Below are 20,707 nucleotides of genomic sequence, written 5' to 3'. Positions count from 1 at the left end.
ACATCGGGACATGATTCACCTTCGAATGTGACCTACGCGACCGTAGGAAGGGATTGACGTGCGGTGAGATAAGCCACTCCCCAAGTGTTGGCCAAACCTGGAATAACCCTCTGAGTAGGGGTGTTGAGAGCGCGATTACCGCCATTGAACTCCGGGCACAGCCACCGGATCATGGGCACATATCGTGGACACACCGAAGGCCGGACCCGGGGATCGAGGTCCGGCCTTCGGTTGCGTGTCAGGCAGGTGGCTTTCGCGCGGGCGGCCGTCAGCCGATGGCGACGCCCTTGGAGCCGAGGTAGGCGACCGGGTCCACGTCCGAGCCGTAGTCCGGGGTGGTGCGGATCTCGAAGTGCAGGTGCGGGCCGGTCACGTTGCCGGTCGCGCCGGAGAGGCCGATCTGCTGGCCCGCGGTCACGGTCTGGCCGGCCGAGACGCCGAGCGAGGACAGGTGGGCGTACTGCGCGTAGTAGCCGTCCGCGAGCTGGATGACGACCTGGTTGCCGTACGCGCCACCCCAGCCGGCGGAGACGACGGTGCCCGCGCCGACCGCCTTGAGCGGGGTGCCGGTCGCGGCGGCGAAGTCGACACCGGTGTGGTAACCGCTGGACCACATGCTGCCCGCCACCTTGTAGCCGGTGCCGAGGGAGGCGCCGGAGAGCGGGGCGGAGAAGCCGTTGGCGGTGCTCGTGGTCTCGGCGGCCGTGGTCGCCTTCGCGGCGGACTTCGAGGCGCTCGCGTCGTTCGAGGACGACTTGGGCGAGGACTTCGAGGACGGCTTCGTGGAGGAAGACGGGGCGGAGGACGAGGACTTGGGGGTGCTCGTCGCGGCCTTCTTGCCGCCGATCGTGAGCTTCAGACCGGGGTGGATCAGCGACGGGTCGTCACCGACGGCCGCGCGGTTGTCGGCGTAGAGCCGCTTCCAGCCGCCGCTGACATTCTCCTCGTTGGCGATCTTAGAAAGGTAATCGCCCACCTTCACCGAATAGGTCCGCACGCCGGCCTTCTTCTCGGCGACCTTCTTCTCCGCCTTCTGCCCGGCGACCGGAAGGGACTGAACGGCCTTTTCCGAAACGGACTGCGAGGGAGCGGCGTGGGCGCCGGTGGCCCCCATGAGCGGGAGAGCGAGAGCGGCGCCGCCGGTTCCGGCGACGGCTATGGAGCGGGTGAAGCGCAGGGACTTCGGGCGGCGATGCTTACCCTTCGCGGGCATGGCGAATTCCTCTCCGGCGCCTGCGAGGTGAGCTGTCGGGTGCGGGCTGGAGATGCCCGGTCGCATCGGGACGCGACTTGACCCCAAGCCGTTCCGGAGACCGGAACAGGCGGTTGTACCTGTGGGTCCCCCGCTCCTGCCGTGGACGGGTGAGTTAGCGCGGGATCCGGTCGGCGGCAGGATTAGGCGTCCGTCCGGATTGGTGGCGAACGTAAGCGAGGAAGACGCATGGGAACAAGTGAGGGGTTCCGTCCGAATGCGTTCCTGTTGATCCCTTGTGGGAATTACCGGTCACCCTGAGTGAATTTTCGGGATCCCGTTCGACTCAAAGCCCCTTGAAAAGCATGTGAATTACGTGGACATGACGGGCGACGCACGGTCACGAATATGACGCTCCTCACGTGACACTGCTCCACCTTCCTTCATTCCAGAGCGAGTTGGAATGAAGGCAACAATTCGGACAGAACACCTAGATGCGACGGAGGCGAATAACCGTCGCATCCAGATCGCCACACAGGCGGGCGTTAAGCCCGTGATGTACCAGTACGGCACCTCGGTGAATTTCGCCCGTTTCAAGGCATTCATACGCACTTGTCGGGTCGAGGCCGCGCAGCCGCAGGGCCGGCAGGGGCTCACCGAAGCTCTGAGCCTGGAGCCAGGCGAGGACGACGGTCTCGTCCCCGAGCACGTACTGCACCGCGCTCAGCCCTCCGCGCGGGGGGCGCAGCCGGTAGAGGTCACCGCGCTGCACCAGGGGACGGATCTCCTTGTAGAGCGTCACCCACTCCCGGGCCTCGGCGAGCTCCTCCTCGGTCCACCGCTCCAGGTCGCCGCCGACCCCGAGCACTCCCGCCATGGCACTGACGAAGCGGAAGCGCAGTGAGCTGGCACGGTGATTGAGCATGGTGGTAGGGCTGTCCGTGACCCAGGCCGCCATGACCCGGGCCGGGTGGATCTGGCTGAAGCCGTGCTGGATGGCGAGACGGTCCAGAGGGTCGGTGTTGTCCGAGGTCCACACCTGGTCGGTGCGGCCGAGCACGCCGAGGTCGATCCGTCCGCCGCCGCCCGAGCAGGACTCGAAGGCGACGCCGGGGTGAGCGGCGCGCAGCCGGTCCAGCAGACCGTACAGGGCACGCACATGGTCGACCCACAGGCGCTGCGGATACGGCTCACCGGGCCAGCCGGCGTCGGAGAAGCAGCGGTTGAAGTCCCACTTCACGTAGTCGATCGGGGCACTGGAGAGGAGCCCGTCGAGCTGTTCCCAGAGGTAGTTCTGGACATCGTCACGGGCGAGGTTCAGTACGAGCTGATTGCGGAATTCCGTACGCTTTCGTCCCGTTTGGTGCTGCACCCATTCAGGATGGGCGCGATACAGCTCGCTGTCCGGATTGACCATTTCCGGCTCGACCCAGATGCCGAACTGCATGCCGAGCGCGTGCACGTACTCGGCGAGCGGCTCGAGGCCGGACGGGAAGCGGTCGGGGTTGGGCGTCCAGTCGCCGAGCCCGGCGCGGTCGCTGGTGCGCGTGCCGAACCAGCCGTCGTCCACCACGAACAGCTCGACGCCGATGGCCGCGGCCCGCCGCGCGAGGAGGCTCTGCTGTTCCTCGGAGATGTCGAACTCGGTCGCCTCCCAGGAGTTGAACAGCACCGGCCGGTCCTGGTCGGCGTCGGGGATCACATACGCGCGCTGGTACGCGTGCCAGGCGCGGCTGGCCCCGCCGAAGCCGCCGTCGCTCCACAGGCCGGCGAAGACGGGCGTCGTGAAGGACTCCCCCGCCGCCAGCCGCAGCAGGCCCGAGTCGTCGTGCCCGGCGCCGCCGGTGATCTGCACGCGCGCGTCCGGAAGTTGGGCCACGGCGATGCGCCAGGACCCTGACCAGCCAAGAGCACAGCCGTAGACCTCGCCGCGCTCCTCCGTGGCGTCCGTGTCCAGCGCGACCCACGGCAGGTGCTGATGCCCGGTGTGCCCGCGGCGGCTGCCGATGACCTTCTCGCCATAGGTGAGCGGGGCCTGCGCCAGCCGGGATTCGGCGCCCCAGCGGCCGTGCAGCTGGGACAGCCGCCAGTCCTCCCGGTCGGGCAGCGTCCAGGTGGCCGAGTCGGCGCGCAGCAGCTCCACAGCCGGCCCCTCGTTGTCCAGGCTCACCCAGCGTTCCACGACGTCCCCGCGCATCCGGTGGTGCAGGGTGACGTTCAGCCCGCCGTCACGAAAGCGCAACCGCAGCTCGTCACCCTCGGTCTCGTACCGCACGAAAACCCACTCGGTGCCGCGCCGCCCGTCGCCGCGCACGGACAGCGCGGGGCGTACGAAGCGGGGGCCGCCCTCGACCGGGTACTCCTCGCGCCCGTCGAGCGGGGACTCGAAGGGCCAGTACTCAGGCAGCGGACGTACGGCGAGGGCCTCGGCGTCGGCGAGCGCGATCCGCGGCCCCCAGTGGAGATGCAGCAGCTCGTCACCCTCGGTCAGATGGACGGCGTAACTGCTGGTCGGCCCCGAGAGGAGCCAGGTACGACCGTTGTCGGAGATCTCCAGCATCAAGCCCCCACAGAGACGAACAGGTGCGATCAAGTACCAACATCATCAAGGGCCGAGGGGCCTTGAGGCAACGCCTGTGGATAACTCATTGGCCCTGGAAGCCATGTCGTATCGTCGAGAGCGCACCCCGTCGGCCACACCGCCGAGCCGCGCCGCCGGGGCCGACCGGGAGGAGCCCCCGTGACGCAGCAGATCCCGTCGACCGAGCCTGAATTGGCCGGGGTTCGCAATTTCCGTGACGTGGGTGGACTGCCGACAGTGGACGGACGAAGGGTGCGGCACGGGGTGCTGTTCCGCAGCGGCCATCTCGCGCACGCGACCGCGCAGGACGCCGCTTTCCTCGACTCCCTGGGCCTGCACACGATCTTCGACTTCCGCAACGCAGCGGACCAGAAGCTCGAAGGGCCCGACGTCGAGCTGACGGGCGTGCGCAATCTGAACCTGCCGTTGTCCGACCCGGCGGACGGGGCGGAGTTCTGGCAGATGGTCCGAGACGGCGATCTCGACCAGCTGCGGGCGATCCTGGCGGACGGCAAGGGCGCGAACCGGATGATCGTCTCCTACCGCTCGATCATCAAGGAGCGCACCAGTGAGCACTCCCAGGTGCTGCACGCGCTGGCCGAGGAGAGTGTCCCGGCCCTGATGCACTGCGCGGCCGGCAAGGACCGCGCCGGCCTGTCCATCGCTGTGACGCTGCTCTCCCTCGGAGTCGAGCGCGAGGCGATCGTCGCCGACTATCTGGAGTCCAACGCCAAGCACCGCCGCTACAAGGTGAAGCGCAACGGCAGCGGTGACTCGATCTATTCGCCCGAGGTCATGGAGCTGCTCAGCCCGTTGTTCGACGCGCGGGCCGAGTATCTGACGGCTGCCTTCGAGACGATCGAGGAGACGTGGGGCGGCGTCGACGGCTACCTGGAGCAGGGTCTGCGGATCACTCCGGAGACCAGGGAGCGCCTGCGGGAGCGGCTGCTCGACTGACGCCCGGCCGCCGAGCGCCTACCTTCCGCCGCCCGCCTCGAACAGGAAGTAGATGAAGGCCGCGAACACGTGCCCCACCGCGATGTAGATGATGAGCCGCACCCAAAGGGCGCGCGGGAACTTCTCTTCCATGTCACTCATGGCGTCTCTCCAGGGGTGGGGCCCAGGCACAGGGTGGCCGTGGGGCTCTGTAGCAGGGTGTGCACGAACAGCAGCTCGACCCCGCCCGGGTCCTGGGCGGCGATGCGGTGCGGGGTGAGCGAGTCGAAGTGCGCGCTGTCGCCGGGCGCGAGCTGGTGCGTGCTGTCCCCGAGGCGCAGCCGCAGCCGCCCCTCCAGGACGTGGAGCCACTCCTCGCCGGGGTGCACCCGCACGATGTCGCCCTGTGAGCCATACGGCACATGGACGCGCAGCGCCTGCATCCCCCGCCCGGGTGAGCCCGCCTGCCAGTAGATCCACCCGCCGGCCGCGGTCGGTTCCATGTCACCGGCGCGCACGACGGCGTCCCGGTCGGCGACCGTCTCGCCGAGCAGCTCGGAGACCGTCGTACCGTAGATACGTGCCAGCGCGAGCAGCATCGGCAGTGAGGGCTGGCGCTGCCCGGTCTCCAGTCGGGAGAGGTGGGCGGGCGACAGCCCGGCGGCGCGGGCCGCGGCCTCCAGGGTGAGGGAGGCGCGGCGGCGCAGCGCACGGAGCTGGGGCGCGACGACGGGCAGGGCATCGGCCGGCCCCGTCGCATCGGCCACGGCCCCGGGCTCCGGCTCGGTCTCGGGAGAGCTCATGCCCTCCATTCAGCCGCAGGCTTGCCTCTGCGGCAAATTTGTTGCCTCAGAGGCAAAGCCCGTGAGGGCCCGGCTGCCCGGCCCCCTGCGTGAGACCGCGCTACCCGGCACGAGGCCGGCTACCCGGTCCTCACCGGTTGGCGACCGCCTGCTTGATCAGCGTCTTGCCGAAGTCCCACATCAGCCCGCCACCGCTGTGCGCGTCGTCCATCACATCCGTGAAGGCGTCGACGAACCGGTCCACCTCCCGCTCACCGATGATCAGCGGCGGGATCAGCTTGATCACCTCCAGGTGGTCGCCGGAGACCTGGGTGAGGATGCGGTGCCGACGCAGCAGAGGTACGACGACCATCTGCGCGAACAGGCCCTTGCGCGCGGCCTGGAGCATGGTCCACCGGCTCCGCAGCTTCAGCGAGTCGGGCCTGCCGAACTCGATGCCGATCATCAGGCCGCGGCCCCGGACGTCGGCGAGCAGCTCGTACTTGTCGGTCAGCGCCGCGAGCCGCGACCTCAGCTGCTCCCCGGTGGCCCGCGCGTTGGCGACGATCTGCTCGTTCTCCATCACGGACAGGACCGCGAGCCCGGCCGCCATGGCCTGCGCGTTGGAACCGAAGCTCGCCGAGTGGACCAGCACACGGTCCATGGAGGAGTAGACCTTCTTGAAGATCCAGTCCTTGCCGAGGGTGGCGCCCACCGGCACATACCCGCCGGAAAGCGCCTTGGCCACGCACACCAGGTCCGGCTCGACCCCGTCCTCGTGCTGGTAGGCGTAGAAGTCGCCGGTCCGGCCCAGGCCCGTCTGCACCTCGTCGGCGATGAGCAGCGCCTTGTGCCTGTGCAGCAGCTCCTGGGCGGCCCGCAGATAGCCGGGCGGGGCCTCGTGCACGCCCTTGCCCTGGATCGGCTCGAGAATCAGAGCGGCGACGTCGCCCTTCTTCAGCTCCCGCGCCAGGGCGTCGAGATCGCCGAGCGGTACGGCCGTGTCCGGCAGCAGCGGGGCGAATCCGTCCCGGAAGCCGGACTCGCCGTTGACGGACAGGGAGCCGGTGGTCAGCCCGTGGAAGGCGTGGTCGCAGTACAGGATCCGCGGCCTGCCGGTGACGAACCGCGCGAACTTCAGCGCGGTCTCCACCGCCTCCGTCCCGCTGTTGCCGAAGAACACCCGGTCCAGGTGCGGACTGTGCGCGAGCAGCTTCTCCGCCAGCAGCCCGGGCAGCGGCTGGCAGTCGAACCGGGTGAGGTCGGCGAGCTGGGCGTCGAGGACGTCGTGCAGCGCCTTGCGGACGACGGGGTGGTGGCGCCCCAGCCCCATCACCCCGAACCCGGCGAGCATGTCCAGGTAGTCGTCGCCGTCCGCGTCCCAGAAGTACGCGCCCTCGGCCCGCTCGTAGACCTTGTCGAAGCCGATGGTGTGCAGCATGCGCGGGAGCTGGTGGTTCAGGTACTTCCCGTGCAGCTCGTAGCGCTCGGCTCCACGTTCGGCGAGGAGGTGGCCGAGGTCGAACTCCGTGGTCATTCGGCCTTCTCCTTGACTGGCACAGCGGTACGACCGACCTGGCTGCCGTCGGCCAGGCTGTCCTCGGCCTCCTTGAGAGCCAGGCTGGCGCTGATCCGTCCGGCGACCTCCACGGGCGTGAGCCCGATGTCGGCGAGCATCTCGCCCCGCTTGGCGTGCGCGAGGAACTGCTCCGGGATGCCGAACCGTCGCACGGGCACATCGACCTCGGCGTCGCACAGGGCCAGCGAGACGGCGGCGCCGACCCCCGAGGAGCGGCTGTTGTCCTCGACAACGGCCAGCATGCGGTGCTGTGCGGCGAGCGGCGCGAGCGCGGGGTCGACGGGCTTGACCCAGCGCGGGTCGACGACCGTGCAGGTGATGCCGCGGGCCTCGAGCAGCTCGGCCGCCTGGAGGCACACGGGCGCCATCACGCCGACGGCGACCAGAAGGACGTCGGCTTCCTGCGCGGAGCGGTGCAGCACGTCCAGCCCGCCGACCCGGTCGACCGCCGGGATCGACGGGCCGACCGACTCCTTCGGGAACCGCACGAGCGTCGGGGCGTCGTCGCAGGCCACGGCCTCGCGCAGCTGCGCCCGCAGCTGGTCGGCGTCGCGCGGGGCGGCGATCCTGAGACCGGGGACGACCTGGAGGATCGACATGTCCCACATGCCGTTGTGGGAGGCGCCGTCGGCGCCCGTGACGCCGGCCCGGTCCAGCACGAACGTCACTCCGCAGCGGTGCAGGGCGACGTCCATCAGCAGCTGGTCGAAGGCCCGGTTCAGGAACGTGGCGTAGATGGCGACGACCGGATGCAGTCCGCCCGTAGCGAGCCCCGCCGCCGACACGGCCGCGTGCTGCTCGGCGATCCCGACGTCCCACACCCGGTCCGGGAACCGTTCCGCGAACTTGCCGAGCCCGACGGGGTGCAGCATGGCCGCCGTGATCGCCACGACGTCCTCCCGCTCTTCCCCGATCCGTACGATCTCGTCGCCGAACACCGACGTCCAGGACGGCCCGCCCGACGGCGCGAGCGGCTCGCAGGTCAGCGGGTCCATCACACCGACGGTGTGGAAGTGGTCCTCCTCATGGGCGAGGGCGGGTTCGTAGCCACGTCCCTTCTCCGTGAGGCAGTGGATCAGCACGGGCCCGTGGAAGCGCTTGGCGCGGCGCAGCGCGGACTCGACGGCTCCGATGTCGTGTCCATCGATCGGACCGACGTACTTCAGGCCCAGATCCTCGAAGAGCCCCTGCGGTGCGAAGGCGTCCTTGAAGCCCTTCTTCGCGCCGTGCAGCGCCTCGTACACGGTGGTGCCGACGACGGGCGTGCGCTGCAGCACCTCCTTGCCCCAGGCCAGGACCCGCTCGTAGCTGTCCGTCGTGCGCAGCGTGGCCAGGTGGTTGGCGAGGCCCCCGATGGTCGGGGCGTACGACCGTTCGTTGTCGTTGACGACAATGATCAGCGGCCGGTCCTTGGCCGCCGCGATGTTGTTCAGCGCCTCCCAGGCCATGCCGCCGGTCAGCGCCCCGTCGCCGATCACCGCGACGACGTGCCCCTTCTCCCCCTGCACCTGGCGGGCCTTGGCGAGCCCGTCGGCCCAGCCGAGCGCGGTGGAGGCGTGGCTGTTCTCGACGATGTCGTGCTCGGACTCCTCGCGCGAGGGATAGCCGGACAGGCCGCCCTTGCCGCGCAGCTTGGAGAAGTCCTGGCGTCCCGTCAGCAGCTTGTGCACATAGCTCTGGTGACCGGTGTCCCAGACGATGCGGTCGACCGGTGACTCGAAGACCCGGTGGAGCGCGATGGACAGTTCCACCACCCCCAGATTGGGCCCGAGATGGCCGCCGGTCCTGGCGACCGCGTGCACCAGGAACTCCCTGATCTCGTCGGACAGTTCACCGAGTTCCGCCTCGGACAGCGCCTTCAGGTCGCGCGGTCCCCGGATGCTCTCCAGAATCGTCACGCTCGGGCCCCCTCTCGGTCCGTGCCTTGCTTCAACTCACAGTCACTGCCGGTTTCCCCGTGACGGTGGGGGCGCCCGATGCGGCCCCGTCCTGCTCCATCTGCTCGGCGATCTTCATCGCCTCTTCGATCAGGGTCTCGACGATCCTGGACTCGGGCACGGTCTTGATGACCTCGCCCTTGACGAAGATCTGTCCCTTGCCGTTGCCGGAGGCGACCCCGAGGTCGGCCTCCCGCGCCTCGCCGGGGCCGTTGACGACACAGCCCATGACGGCCACCCGCAGCGGCACTTCCATGCCCTCCAGGCCGGCCGTGACCTCGTCGGCGAGCTTGTACACGTCGACCTGTGCCCGCCCGCACGACGGGCAGGAGACGATCTCCAGGCGCCGCTGCCGAAGGTTCAGGGACTCCAGGATCTGGATGCCGACCTTGACCTCCTCGGCGGGCGGGGCGCTCAGGGACACCCGGATCGTGTCGCCGATGCCCCGTGACAGCAGCGCGCCGAAGGCGACGGCTGACTTGATCGTGCCCTGGAAGGCGGGTCCGGCCTCGGTCACCCCGAGGTGCAGCGGGTAGTCGCACTGCGCCGCGAGCTGGCTGTACGCCTCGATCATCACGACCGGGTCGTTGTGCTTCACCGAGATCTTGATGTCCCGGAAGTCGTGCTCCTCGAACAGCGACGCCTCCCACAGCGCGCTCTCGACGAGCGCCTCCGGTGTCGCTTTGCCGTACTTCTGCAGCAGCCGCTTGTCGAGCGACCCGGCGTTGACGCCGATCCGGATCGGCGTGCCGTGGTCCTTGGCGGCCCGCGCGATCTCCTTGACCTTGTCGTCGAACTGTTTGATGTTGCCGGGATTGACGCGTACGGCCGCACAGCCGGCCTCGATCGCCGCGAACACGTACTTGGGCTGGAAGTGGATGTCCGCGATCACCGGGATCTGGGACTTACGGGCGATCGTGGCGAGCGCGTCCGCGTCGTCCTGTGTCGGACAGGCCACGCGCACGATCTGGCAGCCGGACGCCGTCAGCTCGGCGATCTGCTGCAGGGTGGCACCGATGTCGGACGTACGGGTCGTCGTCATCGACTGCACCGACACCGGGGCACCGCCCCCGACCGCCACCGGACCGACCTGGATCTGCCGCGACACACGCCGCTCGGCGACCGGCCGGACCGGTACCTCGGGGACGCCCAAGGAGATGGCGGTCATGGTCTCACTCCCGGTTTCCGGAGACCGTCTCACGCATGGCGCGCAGTGACTCCTTCAGTGAGCCCATGGTGGCGAGGACGGCGGTCGGCTCGTAGCCGCAGTGCGCCATGCAGTTGGCGCAGCGCGGGTCCTTGCCGCGGCCGTACTTGTCCCAGTCGGTCTCTTCGATGAGTTCCCGGTACGTCGGGACGTAGCCGTCGCTCATCAGGTAGCAGGGGCGCTGCCAGCCGAACAGCGAGTAGTTCGGGATCGCCCACGCGGTGCACGGGAAGTCGACCTTGCCCTCGAGGAAGTCGAGGAACAGCGGCGAGTGGTTCAGCCGCCACCTGCGGCGGTTGCCGCCCGCGAAGGCCTTCTTGAACAGCTCGCGGGTCTGCTCGACGCCGAGGAAGTGCTCCTGGTCGGGGGCCTTCTCGTAGGCGTAGGCGGGCGAGATCATCATCTCGTCGACCTTGAGGTCGTCGTTGAGGAAGTTGAGCACCTCGATGATGGTCTGCGGGGTGTCGGTGTTGAAGAAGGTCGAGTTGGTGGTGACCCGGAAGCCGCGCCGCTGGGCCTCCTTGATCGCCTCGACCGCCTCGTCGAACACGCCCTCCTTGGCCACGGACTCGTCGTGGCGCTCGCGCAGGCCGTCGATGTGCACGGCGAAGGCGAAGTAGGGCGAGGGCTTGAACTTGTCCATCTTCTTGCGCATCAGCAGGGCGTTGGTGCACAGGAAGACGTACTTCCGCTTGGCCACCAGCTGCCGCACGATCTCGTCGATCTGCGGATGCATCAGCGGCTCACCGCCGGCGATGGACACCATCGGCGCACCGGATTCGAGCACCGCTCCCACGGCCTGGGCCACCGGCATGCGCTGCTTGAGGACTCCGGCAGGGTGCTGGATCTTGCCGCAGCCCTCGCACTTGAGGTTGCAGGCGAAGAGCGGTTCCAGCTCGACGATCAGCGGAAACTTGTCCCGCCTGCGGAGCTTCTGTTCGGCCAAGTAAGTAGCGACCTTGATGGACTGACGCAGCGGCATGGCCATCTGGCTCACCTCCTGGGGAGCAGCAAGGAACGGTGCCATTCATAGAATGCGGGTAGAACGGAACGAAGGACGCGGAAAGCCGATATTCCACCGCGCAACGTGCCGATCCGGACGAGTTCATGCTCTGGAGCGTCCACGACCACCCGGACGGCCGCAACCGGGCGCTCGCCCGTGCGTACGGCGCTCAGGAGCGTGACCGCGGACTCCATGTCGACCGCGATTGCGCCGGTCGTGAGCAGATCGGACCGTTCCTGACCTCGGACGACATGATCGGATCCGGTGAGCGGTCCGGTGTGGACGGTGCGGCCCGGGATGGTCCGCGTGAGTTCTTTGACGAGTAGGTCGGTCCCGACGCACGGAACGGTTCCCGCCGGATCCCGGGTCTCCTCGGCGACGACCAGATCGCCGGGGTGCATACCGGGGGCGAGCCCGGCGCAGAAGCCGGTGGCGAGTACGGCGGCCCCGCTGAGGGCGGGGTCGGCCAGGACCCGGGTGACGGAGCGCTCGGCGGCCTTCGGCCCCATGCCCGTACGGAGCACGGTGACCGGCCCGCCCGCCCCGCCGCGCTCGCTCGTGCGCAGGGCGAACTGCTCGATGCCGAGCGCGCAGGCGATCAGCAGCGGGGCCGGGGCGGGCTGTGGGCTCATCAGCTCCCCTTGGCCTCGGTGAGAGACGCGCTGGGCTTCTCCGCGAAGGGCTCCCCGTGTACGTACCGACCGAGCGCGGTGAGCGGGAAGACCTGCCGGTAGAGGTGGTAGTTGATGGAGAAGTCCCAGGGGAACCCGGTGCCGGTGAAGTACGGCTCGTCCCAGGAGCCGTCCTCCCGCTGGGTGGTCGCGAGCCACTCGATGCCGCGCTCGACGGCCTTGGAGTCCTTCTCCCCCGCCGCGAGCAGCGCCATCAGCGCCCACGCGGTCTGCGAGGCGGTGGAGGCGCCCTTGCCGCTCCACTCCTTGACGTGCTGGTAGGAACGCAGGTCCTCGCCCCAGCCGCCGTCGTCGTTCTGGACGGACTCCAGCCAGGTCACGGCGTGGCGGATCGCCGGGTGCGAGCCCGGCATACCGGCGGCCACGAGGGCGGGCACGACCGACCCGGTGCCGTAGACGTAGTTCACGCCCCAGCGCCCGAACCACGAGCCGTCGGGCTCCTGCTCGGCGAGCAGCCACTGGATGCCGCGCCGGGTGCGCGGGTCATGGGCGAGGCCCTCGACCGCGAGCATCTCGACGACGTGCGCGGTGACGTCCGCCGACGGCGGGTCGATGACCTCGCCGAAGTCGCAGAAGGGCAGCCGGTTGGGGAAGGGGCTGGTGTTGTCGACGTCGAAGGCGCCCCAGGCCCCGTTCCTCGACTGCATCCCGAGGTTCCAGCGCACCCCGCGTCCGATGGCCTTCTCCACCCGCTCCGGGTCGTGGTGTCTGACCCGGCGCAGCGCGAGGACCACCTCGGCGGTGTCGTCGATGTCGGGGTAGTTGTCGTTGTGAAACTCGAACGCCCAGCCACCCGGCGGCAGTTGGGGCCGCTTGACCGCCCAGTCGCCGGGCCGGACGATCTCCTCACCCAGCATCCAGTCGGCGGCCTTGACGAGTTGCGGGTGGTCGGCGGGGACGCCCGCGTCCACCAGCGCGATGGTCGCGAGACAGGTGTCCCAGACCGGCGACTGACAGGCCTCGATCATCCGGGCCCCGTCCTCGCGCCAGACGGCGAAGCGGTCCAGCGACGCCAATCCCTCGCGCATCACCGGGTGTTCGAGGTCGTAGCCGAGCAGCCGCAGCGCGATGATCGAGTACACCGCCGGCGGCTGGATGCCGCCCCAGCAGCCGTCGTTCTCCTGGCGCTCGATGATCCAGCGGGCGGCGCTGTTCATCGCGGCTCTGCGCAGCCTGCGCGGGGCGACCTTGCGCAGCTGATGCAGGGCCTTGTCGAGCCGCTGGAAGGCACCGTCCCAACTGGCCGCCGGAGCGAGCGGCTTGGACGGGTTGGGGTCGGCCGGATCGGTGTGCAGTTCGTCCAGCGGGAAGGGCGCGGGCCGTACCGGGCGCTTCGCGGAGACGATCGTCAGCGGGACGATGGTCTGCCGGGCCCAGCAGCCGAAGTCATAGATGTTGAGCGGGACCCACTTGGGGAAGTAGATGAGCTCCGGCGGGAGTTCGGGCAGGTCCTCCCACTTCCACCAGCCGAACAGGGCCAGCCAGATCCGCGTGAAGACCCGGGCGGCGGCGATGCCGCCCTGCTCGCGGATCCAGGCGGAGGCCCTCGCCATGTGCGGGGCGTCGGGCGCGTCGCCGGCGAGACGGAGGGCGACGTACGCCTCGATGGTGGCGGAGAGTTCGCCGGGGGCGCCGTAGAAGGTGCCCCAGGTGCCGTCCTCACGCTGCTCGCCGCGGATGAAGAGCGCGGCGGCCTGCGTGGTCTTCTCGTCCCGGATCCCCAGGAACTGACGGAGCAGAAGGTCCTCGGCGTCCATGGTGACGTTCGTCTCGAGGTCGCCCTTCCACCAGCCCTGGGCGTCCTGCTGCGCCAGCAGGAAGTCGGTGGCGCGCCGCACCGAGCGCACGGCGGCCTCGTGCACCCCGGCCGCCACGGGGGTCTCTACGTCGGTGTCGCTGGCCGCGGCTGCCCGGGGCGATGGCGCCCCGGTGCTTCCGTCGGTCGTCGCTGTCATGGCTTCCCCTTCGTGCAGTGCTACAGATAGTGCGTCTGCTGTGGGTCCGCCGTCGGCCGGTGCGCTGGTTGCAGCGGCACCGGCCGGCGACTACGCGAGGGCTATTCGACCGATACTGATCATCTCTTTTCGCCCGGTGGTGATCATCTCTTTCGTACGACGACGAAGTCGGCCAGCGCCGTGAACTGCGCCCGCACCTGCTCGGGCATGTCGACGGCGTCGAGGGCCCCGACGGCGATGGTGTGCTGACGGCGCGCCTCTTCGGCGGTCCACTCGCGGCCGCCGGCCTCCTCGATGAGGGCGGCGCGGGCCGCGAACTCCTGCTCGGAGAAGTTCTCGAAGTCGCTGCTCTTGGCGTCGGCGGCGAGGATCTCGCCGAGTCGCTCGGAGGCGGAACCGCCGGCCGCGAGCGCGGCCACCACCGGCAGGGACTTCTTGCGCTGACGCAGGTCGCTCCAGGTCTGCTTGCCGGTGGAGACCGGGTCGCCCCAGATGCCGAGCAGGTCGTCGACGGCCTGGAAGGCGAGGCCCAGGTGGTAGCCGTACTTCTCCAGGATGTCGGCGGTGTGGTCGTCCGCTCCGGCGAGCACCGCTCCGATGGAGCTGGCGGAGGCGAGCAGGGCGCCGGTCTTGTTGCCCTCCATCTCCAGGCACTCCTCGACGCCGACGCGGTCGCGGTGCTCGTAGGAGATGTCCTGCGCCTGTCCGTCGATGAGGGCGCGGGTGGCGGTGATCAGGCGGCGGGTGGCCCGGCCCGCCTCGACGGTGCCGAGCTCCAGCAGGACCTCGTTGGCGAGGGCGAACAGGGCGTCGCCGACGAGGATGGCCTGGGCGGGGCCGTGCACCTTCCACACCGTGTCGCGGTGACGGCGCTGCTCATCGCCGTCCATCAGGTCGTCGTGCAGCAGCGAGAAGTTGTGGACCAGCTCGACGGCGACGCCGCCGGGGATGCCGACCTCGGGCGCGGCGCCGGTGACCTCGGCGGAGAGCAGCGCGAGGGCGGGGCGTACGGCCTTGCCGCCGTCGCCGGCCGTGGGGTTGCCGTCGGCGTCGATCCAGCCGAAGTGGTAGGCGGAAACGGTGTCCATGGGAGGGGCCAGGCGGTCCACGGCCGCCCGCAGTACCGGTGTGGTCAGGGTCCTACCGCGCTCCAGGAGCGCGGTCACGTCCACCGCGGTCTCTCGAGCGGCCTTCGAGGCCGGGGGCACAGTGGGCACGTTCTCTCCTCTTGTTGCGGTACCGGGGGTGCGGGGGCTTGCCGCCGTGCGCTCGTTCAGCATCACGCCGCCTCCTCGACGTCGAAGAGGTGGCCGGGGCGGGGCCGGCCCAGGGCGCTCAGCGCGGCGCCGGCCGCACTCACGCCACTGCGGACCGCACTCTCCATGGTCGCGGGCCACCCTGTGGCGGTCCACGCTCCGGCCAAGCAGAGGCCGGGTGCCTTGGTACGGGCGCCGGGCCGCAGCCGTCCGACGCCGGGGGTGGGAGCGAACGTCGCGGTGCGCTCCCGGGTGACGAAGAAGTCCTTCACTTCCGCGCCGCGCGTGGCGGGCAACAGCCGCTCCAGCTCGGGCAGATACCGCTCGCGAAGGTCGGCGACCGGTGCGTCGATCTCGTCCTGCGCGGCCGACTGGGACAGCGCGAGGTACTGGCCGTCCCGCAGCCCGGATGCGTCGGTCCGGTCGAACACCCACTGCACGGGGGTACCGAGGGCCGCGAAGAACGGCCTGCTGAGCACCTTCCGGTCGTACACGACATGCACGTTGAGGATCGGAGCGGTACCGATCTCCAGCAGCCGTTGCGGATCGTCGAGGGCACCCTGGGGCAGCAGGTCGTACGCCTCGCGCTGGGCCACCGCGAGCACGACCGCGTCCGTCTGGAGCGTCTCGCCGGGAACCTGAACGCTCCAACGTCCGTTCTCGTCAGTAGAGATGGAGGTGACGCGTGTACGGACCTCGGTACGGACGCCCGCGGTGTCGAGCGCCTTGCGGGCCAGCCGGTCATGCAGTTCGCCCAGTGGGACGTGCGCCCATCCGATGTCGGCCGCGCCCGGGTCGGACAGCAGACCGGTCTTGAACACCATCGCGGCGAGCCCCAGCGAGGCGTCGCCCGCGACCGCGTTGAGAGTGGCGACCCCGACCAGGTCCCACAGGGCCTCGACGGCACGCGCCGACTGACCGTGCGCGGTCAGCCAGCTGCCGAAGTCCTGGGCGTCCAGGGTCGGATCGGCGAGGTCGAGCCCTTTGAGCGCGAGCGCGGCACGCCCGACCTTGGCGCGCTCGGCGAGTGACAGGTGCGGGTACGTCGCAAGGCTCCGGCCCAGGTGCAGGGGTACGGGCAGCGCGTCGCGCCGCAGCCTGCCGAGCCGACGGCCCTCGGGACGGGCGACGTCGAGTACGGGCACGTCGAGACGATCCTGCAGCGGTGCCAGCGCCGTGCCCTCGATCCGGTCGAGGAACCAGCGGTAGGCGGTGCAGCAGCGCAGGTACACATGCTGTCCGTTGTCGACGGTCAGGTCGCCGCGCTGGAAGGAGAAGGCCAGGCCACCCAGCCTCGGCCTGCCCTCGATCAGGGTGACGCCCACTCCTGCGTCGGCGAGCGCGAGCGCGGCGGTGATTCCGGCGAGCCCGCCGCCGATCACGACGGCGTTCCCCCCGGGGCGTTTCGGGATGTCCGCGAGCGACCCCTCTGGCCGCGTGCCGTCGGTCATCGTGCACCCTCCCCCGCACGACCGCTGCGCCGGTGCTTGAACGGTGCACGGCCGGTCGTCTCAGTCAGGGACGCCGATCGGCGGCGGAGGGTTGCCCGCCGCTTTTCCCCGATGGCATCACCTTGGGCCGAAATGTCCATCAGGCGCGCCTCCTGACGGTTCGGGTCACATGCCGGGCGTCCAGACCGGACAGGCCGCGCACGGCGACATAGGCCTTCTCGCGGCCGGGCAGCGAGACCCTGCCGCGCAGCACGGCCTCCGGGTCGCGCTCGATGCGGTCCAGGAGGCGGCGGTAGATGCCGGCCATGGCGGCGACGCAGGCGCCGCTGCGCCGGTCGAGCATGGGGAGCAGCCGGTAGCCCTCGGCGAAAAGGGCGCGGGCCCGTCGCACTTCGAAGTGCACGAGGCCCGCGAAGTCGGAGCCGTCCGGTGGGGTGGGCCCGCTGAAGCCGGCCGAGCAGCCGAATTTGGCGAGGTCGTCGGAGGGCAGATAGGTGCGCCCGCCCTCGGCGTCCTCGCGGACGTCACGCAGGATGTTGGTGAGTTGCAGCGCGAGTCCGAGGGTGTCGGCGTACTCGGAAGCACGCTCGGCGCCGCGCGCCCCCGGTTCCGTACCGAACACTCCGAGCGAGAGCCGCCCGATACCGCCGGCCACACAGCGGCAGTAGACCTTCAGGTCGTCCCAGGTCTCGTAGGTCTCGCCGCGCACGTCCATCAGGACGCCGTCGATCAGCTCGTCCAGTCCGCCGAGCGGGATCGGGAAGACGTCGGCGGCGTGGGCGAGGGCCACGGCCACGGGATCGACGTCGTCCTCGTCGACGGCCCGGTCTCGGATCCGGGTCAGCAGCTGCCGGGTGTCCTCGAGTCTGGCGACCTTGACCTCGTCGGTCAGTGCGCCGTCGCCGATGTCGTCGACGCGGCGCGAGAACGCGTACAGCGCCGACATGGCGCGGCGCTTGGGCGTGGGCAGCAGCCTGATGCCGTAGGCGAAGTTACGGGCCTGCTGTCCGGTGACGGCCTCGCAGTAGCTGTAGGCGGCGAGTACCGGTGCGGACGCGTGTGGTGCAGACTCCACGGTCCGGATCACCCCTCTCCTCGCAGAGTCACGCCCACCTCGCGCAGCAGCTGGAGCCTGCTGGCCTTGGGCGGGCCGGGAAGTACGTCGTATTCGGCGGCCGCGATCGCACGGATCGCCGCCCTTCCCCCCGCCACGAAACCCGCCAGCAGCAGCTTGAGCCTGCCGTGGACGCTACCCACCAGGGGGGTGCCTTCATTCAGGAGGTTCTGGGCACGTTCGGCTTCGTATGCAACCAGTGCGCGCACCGATGCGCCCGCTGTTTTCACCGCCAGATCGGTTTCCTGCACGTGAAAGCGTTTCATGTCCGCCGCGGGCAGGTAGATCCGGTCACGGCCGAGGTCCTCGGCGATGTCCTGGAGGTGCTCGACGATCTGGAGCGCGGTGCACACCGCGTCGGAGCGGCGGATCCGCTCGGGCGTCTCGGTGCCGGTGACGGCGAGGACGAGCCGGCCGACGGGGTTGGCCGACAGTTCGCAGTAGGCAAGGAGATCGTCGTAGGTCTCGTAGCGTCCCACGAGCTGGTCCTGGCGGTTGGCGGCGATCAGGCCGAGGAAGGGCTCGGGGGTCAGCGAGCGGCGGCGGACCGTCGGCTGGAGGCGGCGCAGCAGGGGGTGGCGCGGGGTGCCGTCGAAGACCCGGCGTAGATCGGCCTCGAAGGCGTCGAGCAGGACCAGACGGTCCTCGGCGTCCTCGGCCGGCACACCGAGAAGGCGGGCGTCGGCGCCGCCGGGGGCGAGATCGCCGTCGCCGATGTCGTCGACGAGGCGGGCGAAGCCGTACACGGCCATGAGGTCGGCTCGCCAGGCCCTGGGCAGGAAGAACGGGGCGACGGGGAAGTTCTCCGCGGCGGCCTTGTCGAGGGTGCCGCGCTCCGGATCGTCCGCGCGCGAGCCGGTTGCCGTCACCGTGGACTGCCCGGGGCGGGGACGGCGCAGGCGGATGCGTTGAGCTGGGGAGTTTCCGTAGCCATTGCCGTCACATCTCCCGTTCTACACCGCCGACCCAATGCACACTATTTCGGACACGCCGCCCGGCTGTCGGCGCCGCAGCCCGGAGAGAGGGGGTGTCGCGCCTTATCGCCCCACTTGCCGTGTTTCGGTACCGGTACAGCTTACGTTGTACAACGAGGCGTGGCCCGTGGGGGTGTCCTGCACATCACAACAACACACCGATTGGCGTCAAGATTCCTAGTGCCAGCCGGAGTTGACGTTTCCTTTGCAGACGCGGGCCCCGCCGGGGCAGTTCCGGCGGGGCTCCGGGAAAGGTGCTGGGCCGCTTGGCCCATGCCCGGGTGGACTACTTGCCCGTGAACTTCTCGTATTCCTTGAGGACCTCGTCCGTCGGTCCGTCCATACGCAGCTCGCCGCGTTCCAGCCACAGCACGCGGTTGCAGGTGTCCCGGATCGACTTGTTGTTGTGGCTGACGAGGAACACGGTGCCGGCTTCCTTGCGCAGCTCGCGGATGCGGTCCTCGGAACGCTTCTGGAACTTGCGGTCGCCGGTGGCCAGCGCCTCGTCGATCATGAGGACGTCGTGGTCCTTGGCCGCCGCGATGGAGAAGCGCAGCCGGGCCGCCATGCCGGACGAGTAGGTGCGCATGGGGAGCGTGATGAAGTCGCCCTTCTCGTTGATGCCCGAGAAGTCGACGATCCCTTCGTAGCGCTCCTTGATCTGCTCGCGGGACATACCCATGGCGAGCCCGCCCAATATGACGTTGCGTTCGCCGGTGAGGTCGTTCATCAGGGCCGCGTTCACACCGAGCAGCGAGGGCTGGCCGTCGGTGTAGACCTTGCCCTGCTCCGGCGGGAGAAGGCCGGCGATGGCGCGCAGCAGGGTGGACTTGCCGGAGCCGTTGGAGCCGATCAGGCCGATGGCCTCGCCGCGGTAGGCGACGAAGGAGACACCACGGACGGCGTGCACCTTGCGTACGCCGCGCGCCGTGTCGTCGGAGCCCCGCTTCAGGATGCGGCTGAGGGCCGCGGTGGCGCTGCCCTTGCCGGACTTGGCGCCGTTGACGCGGTAGACGATGTGCAGCTCGTCCGCGATGACGGTGGGGATCTGTGCGTCGGTGTTCTGCTCAGCCACGGCCGTACCTCTCCTCCGCCTTCCAGAAGTACACGAAGCCGCCGACCGCGAACAGCACGGCCCAGCCGGCCGCGGCCGCCCAGACGTGGTCGGGCAGGTTCGAGGAGCCGTAGCCGTCGATCAGGGCGAAGCGCATCAGGTCCATGTAGACCGCGGCCGGGTTCCACTGCAGGACGGTGGCGATCCACTGCGGCTTGTTGGCCAGCATGACCGGGATGGAGAACATCACACCGGACGCGTACATCCACGTACGCATCACGAACGGCATGAGCTGCGCCAGGTCCGGGGTCTTGGAGCCGGCGCGGGCCATGATCAGGGCGAGGCCGGTGTTGAACAGGAACTGCAGGGCGAGCACCGGGAGGATCAGCAGCCAGCTCGGCTTCGGATAGCTGCCGAAGCCGACCGCCACGACGAACAGCACGATCATCGAGTACAGCAGTTGCTGGAGCTGCTGCAGCGCGAAGGAGATGGGCAGCGAGGCGCGCGGGAAGTGCAGGGCGCGCACCAGGCCCAGGTTGCCGGAGATCGCGCGTACGCCCGCCATCACCGAGCTCTGGGTGAAGGTGAACACGAAGACGCCCGTGACCAGGAACGGGATGTACACCTCGCGCGGCATGCCCCGGTCGGCCTCAAGGATCACGCCGAAGATGAAGAAGTACACGGCCGCGTTCAGCAGCGGGGTGGCCACCTGCCAGATCTGGCCGAGCTTCGCCTGGCTGTACTGGGCGGTCAGCTTCGCCCGCGAGAACGCGAGGATGAAGTGCCGCCGGTCCCAGAGCTGGCGGACGTACTCGAACAGCGAGGGCCGGGCGCCGCTCACGGACAGCCCGTACTTGGCGGCCAGCTGGGCCGCCGTGAGTCCCTCGTCGGGCGACGGCGGCGCGCTCACCGCGACGGAGCCGTCGTGCGTTGTCTCACTCACCGGTTGAAACTTTCGTCTTCGAGATGCGCAGCCTGTGCGGGCATGGCATGA

Annotated in this window: 18 protein-coding genes and 1 riboswitch; of the genes, 1 reads left to right on the top strand and 17 read right to left on the bottom strand. The window is 69.5% G+C overall.

The window, feature by feature from the left end:
* Nucleotides 1–268: 268 nt before the first annotated feature.
* Complete coding sequence (locus ACFQ6S_RS01195) at nt 269–1,213, bottom strand: peptidoglycan DD-metalloendopeptidase family protein (protein ID WP_383401631.1); 945 nt, start codon at nt 1,211–1,213, stop codon at nt 269–271.
* A gap of 4 nt (nt 1,214–1,217) precedes the next feature.
* Nucleotides 1,218–1,375: riboswitch (cyclic di-AMP (ydaO/yuaA leader) on the bottom strand.
* Nucleotides 1,376–1,682: 307 nt separating this feature from the next.
* A complete protein-coding gene (locus ACFQ6S_RS01190; protein ID WP_383401628.1) occupies nt 1,683–3,752 on the bottom strand; it encodes an alpha-galactosidase in 2,070 nt (689 codons plus the stop codon).
* A gap of 180 nt (nt 3,753–3,932) precedes the next feature.
* On the opposite strand from ACFQ6S_RS01190, the gene ACFQ6S_RS01185 reads away from it, so the two are divergent.
* A complete protein-coding gene (locus tag ACFQ6S_RS01185) occupies nt 3,933–4,730 on the top strand; it encodes a tyrosine-protein phosphatase (RefSeq protein WP_383401625.1) in 798 nt (265 codons plus the stop codon).
* An 18-nt stretch (nt 4,731–4,748) separates the two neighbouring features.
* Here the strand turns inward: ACFQ6S_RS01185 and ACFQ6S_RS01180 are convergent, their stop codons facing one another.
* The 15 genes from ACFQ6S_RS01180 to ACFQ6S_RS01110 form a co-directional block, all read right to left on the bottom strand.
* Nucleotides 4,749–4,871, bottom strand: coding sequence for a DUF6126 family protein (locus ACFQ6S_RS01180; protein ID WP_383401623.1), 123 nt, complete (start codon nt 4,869–4,871; stop codon nt 4,749–4,751).
* The gene (locus ACFQ6S_RS01175; protein ID WP_383401621.1) at nt 4,868–5,512 is read right to left on the bottom strand and encodes a helix-turn-helix domain-containing protein; all 645 of its coding nucleotides are present in this window, start codon (nt 5,510–5,512) and stop codon (nt 4,868–4,870) included. Before ACFQ6S_RS01175 ends, ACFQ6S_RS01180 begins: the two co-directional genes overlap by 4 nt.
* Before the next feature lie 130 nt (nt 5,513–5,642).
* A complete protein-coding gene (locus ACFQ6S_RS01170; RefSeq protein ID WP_383401618.1) occupies nt 5,643–7,028 on the bottom strand; it encodes an aspartate aminotransferase family protein in 1,386 nt (461 codons plus the stop codon).
* Nucleotides 7,025–8,968 (bottom strand): 1-deoxy-D-xylulose-5-phosphate synthase, encoded by a 1,944-nt coding sequence (gene dxs, locus ACFQ6S_RS01165; RefSeq protein WP_383401615.1) that lies wholly within the window; start codon nt 8,966–8,968, stop codon nt 7,025–7,027. Before dxs ends, ACFQ6S_RS01170 begins: the two co-directional genes overlap by 4 nt.
* A 31-nt stretch (nt 8,969–8,999) precedes the next feature.
* Complete coding sequence (gene ispG / locus ACFQ6S_RS01160) at nt 9,000–10,175, bottom strand: flavodoxin-dependent (E)-4-hydroxy-3-methylbut-2-enyl-diphosphate synthase (protein WP_383401612.1); 1,176 nt, start codon at nt 10,173–10,175, stop codon at nt 9,000–9,002.
* 4 nt (nt 10,176–10,179) lie between these two features.
* Nucleotides 10,180–11,202, bottom strand: coding sequence for an adenosyl-hopene transferase HpnH (gene hpnH, locus ACFQ6S_RS01155; RefSeq protein ID WP_383401608.1), 1,023 nt, complete (start codon nt 11,200–11,202; stop codon nt 10,180–10,182).
* A gap of 5 nt (nt 11,203–11,207) precedes the next feature.
* On the bottom strand, nt 11,208–11,849 hold the full coding sequence (locus ACFQ6S_RS01150) for a 1-hydroxy-2-methyl-2-butenyl 4-diphosphate reductase (protein WP_383401605.1): 642 nt from the start codon (nt 11,847–11,849) through the stop codon (nt 11,208–11,210).
* Nucleotides 11,849–13,864 carry a squalene--hopene cyclase gene (gene shc / locus ACFQ6S_RS01145; protein ID WP_383401602.1) on the bottom strand — a complete coding sequence of 672 codons (2,016 nt, stop codon included), beginning with the start codon at nt 13,862–13,864 and terminating at the stop codon, nt 11,849–11,851. Before shc ends, ACFQ6S_RS01150 begins: the two co-directional genes overlap by 1 nt.
* A gap of 143 nt (nt 13,865–14,007) precedes the next feature.
* Complete coding sequence (locus ACFQ6S_RS01140; protein WP_383401599.1) at nt 14,008–15,144, bottom strand: polyprenyl synthetase family protein; 1,137 nt, start codon at nt 15,142–15,144, stop codon at nt 14,008–14,010.
* Nucleotides 15,144–16,571, bottom strand: coding sequence for a hydroxysqualene dehydroxylase HpnE (gene hpnE / locus ACFQ6S_RS01135; RefSeq protein ID WP_383401596.1), 1,428 nt, complete (start codon nt 16,569–16,571; stop codon nt 15,144–15,146). Before hpnE ends, ACFQ6S_RS01140 begins: the two co-directional genes overlap by 1 nt.
* Nucleotides 16,568–16,711, bottom strand: coding sequence for a DUF6380 family protein (locus tag ACFQ6S_RS01130; protein WP_383401593.1), 144 nt, complete (start codon nt 16,709–16,711; stop codon nt 16,568–16,570). The genes hpnE and ACFQ6S_RS01130 overlap by 4 nt, the downstream gene beginning before the upstream one ends.
* The gene (hpnD, locus tag ACFQ6S_RS01125; RefSeq protein ID WP_383401590.1) at nt 16,711–17,658 is read right to left on the bottom strand and encodes a presqualene diphosphate synthase HpnD; all 948 of its coding nucleotides are present in this window, start codon (nt 17,656–17,658) and stop codon (nt 16,711–16,713) included. The genes ACFQ6S_RS01130 and hpnD overlap by 1 nt, the downstream gene beginning before the upstream one ends.
* A complete protein-coding gene (gene hpnC, locus ACFQ6S_RS01120; RefSeq protein ID WP_383401587.1) occupies nt 17,655–18,554 on the bottom strand; it encodes a squalene synthase HpnC in 900 nt (299 codons plus the stop codon). The genes hpnD and hpnC overlap by 4 nt, the downstream gene beginning before the upstream one ends.
* A 391-nt stretch (nt 18,555–18,945) precedes the next feature.
* On the bottom strand, nt 18,946–19,734 hold the full coding sequence (locus tag ACFQ6S_RS01115) for an ABC transporter ATP-binding protein (RefSeq protein ID WP_383401584.1): 789 nt from the start codon (nt 19,732–19,734) through the stop codon (nt 18,946–18,948).
* On the bottom strand, nt 19,727–20,656 hold the full coding sequence (locus ACFQ6S_RS01110) for an ABC transporter permease (protein WP_383401582.1): 930 nt from the start codon (nt 20,654–20,656) through the stop codon (nt 19,727–19,729). Before ACFQ6S_RS01110 ends, ACFQ6S_RS01115 begins: the two co-directional genes overlap by 8 nt.
* Between the last annotated feature and the right edge of the window lie 51 nt (nt 20,657–20,707).

The organism is Streptomyces sp. NPDC056479, from assembly GCF_042795335.1.
GTDB lineage: Bacteria > Actinomycetota > Actinomycetes > Streptomycetales > Streptomycetaceae > Streptomyces.
The sequence above is the reverse complement of the archived record's forward strand: the minus strand, read 5'-3'. Positions and strand labels throughout refer to the sequence as shown.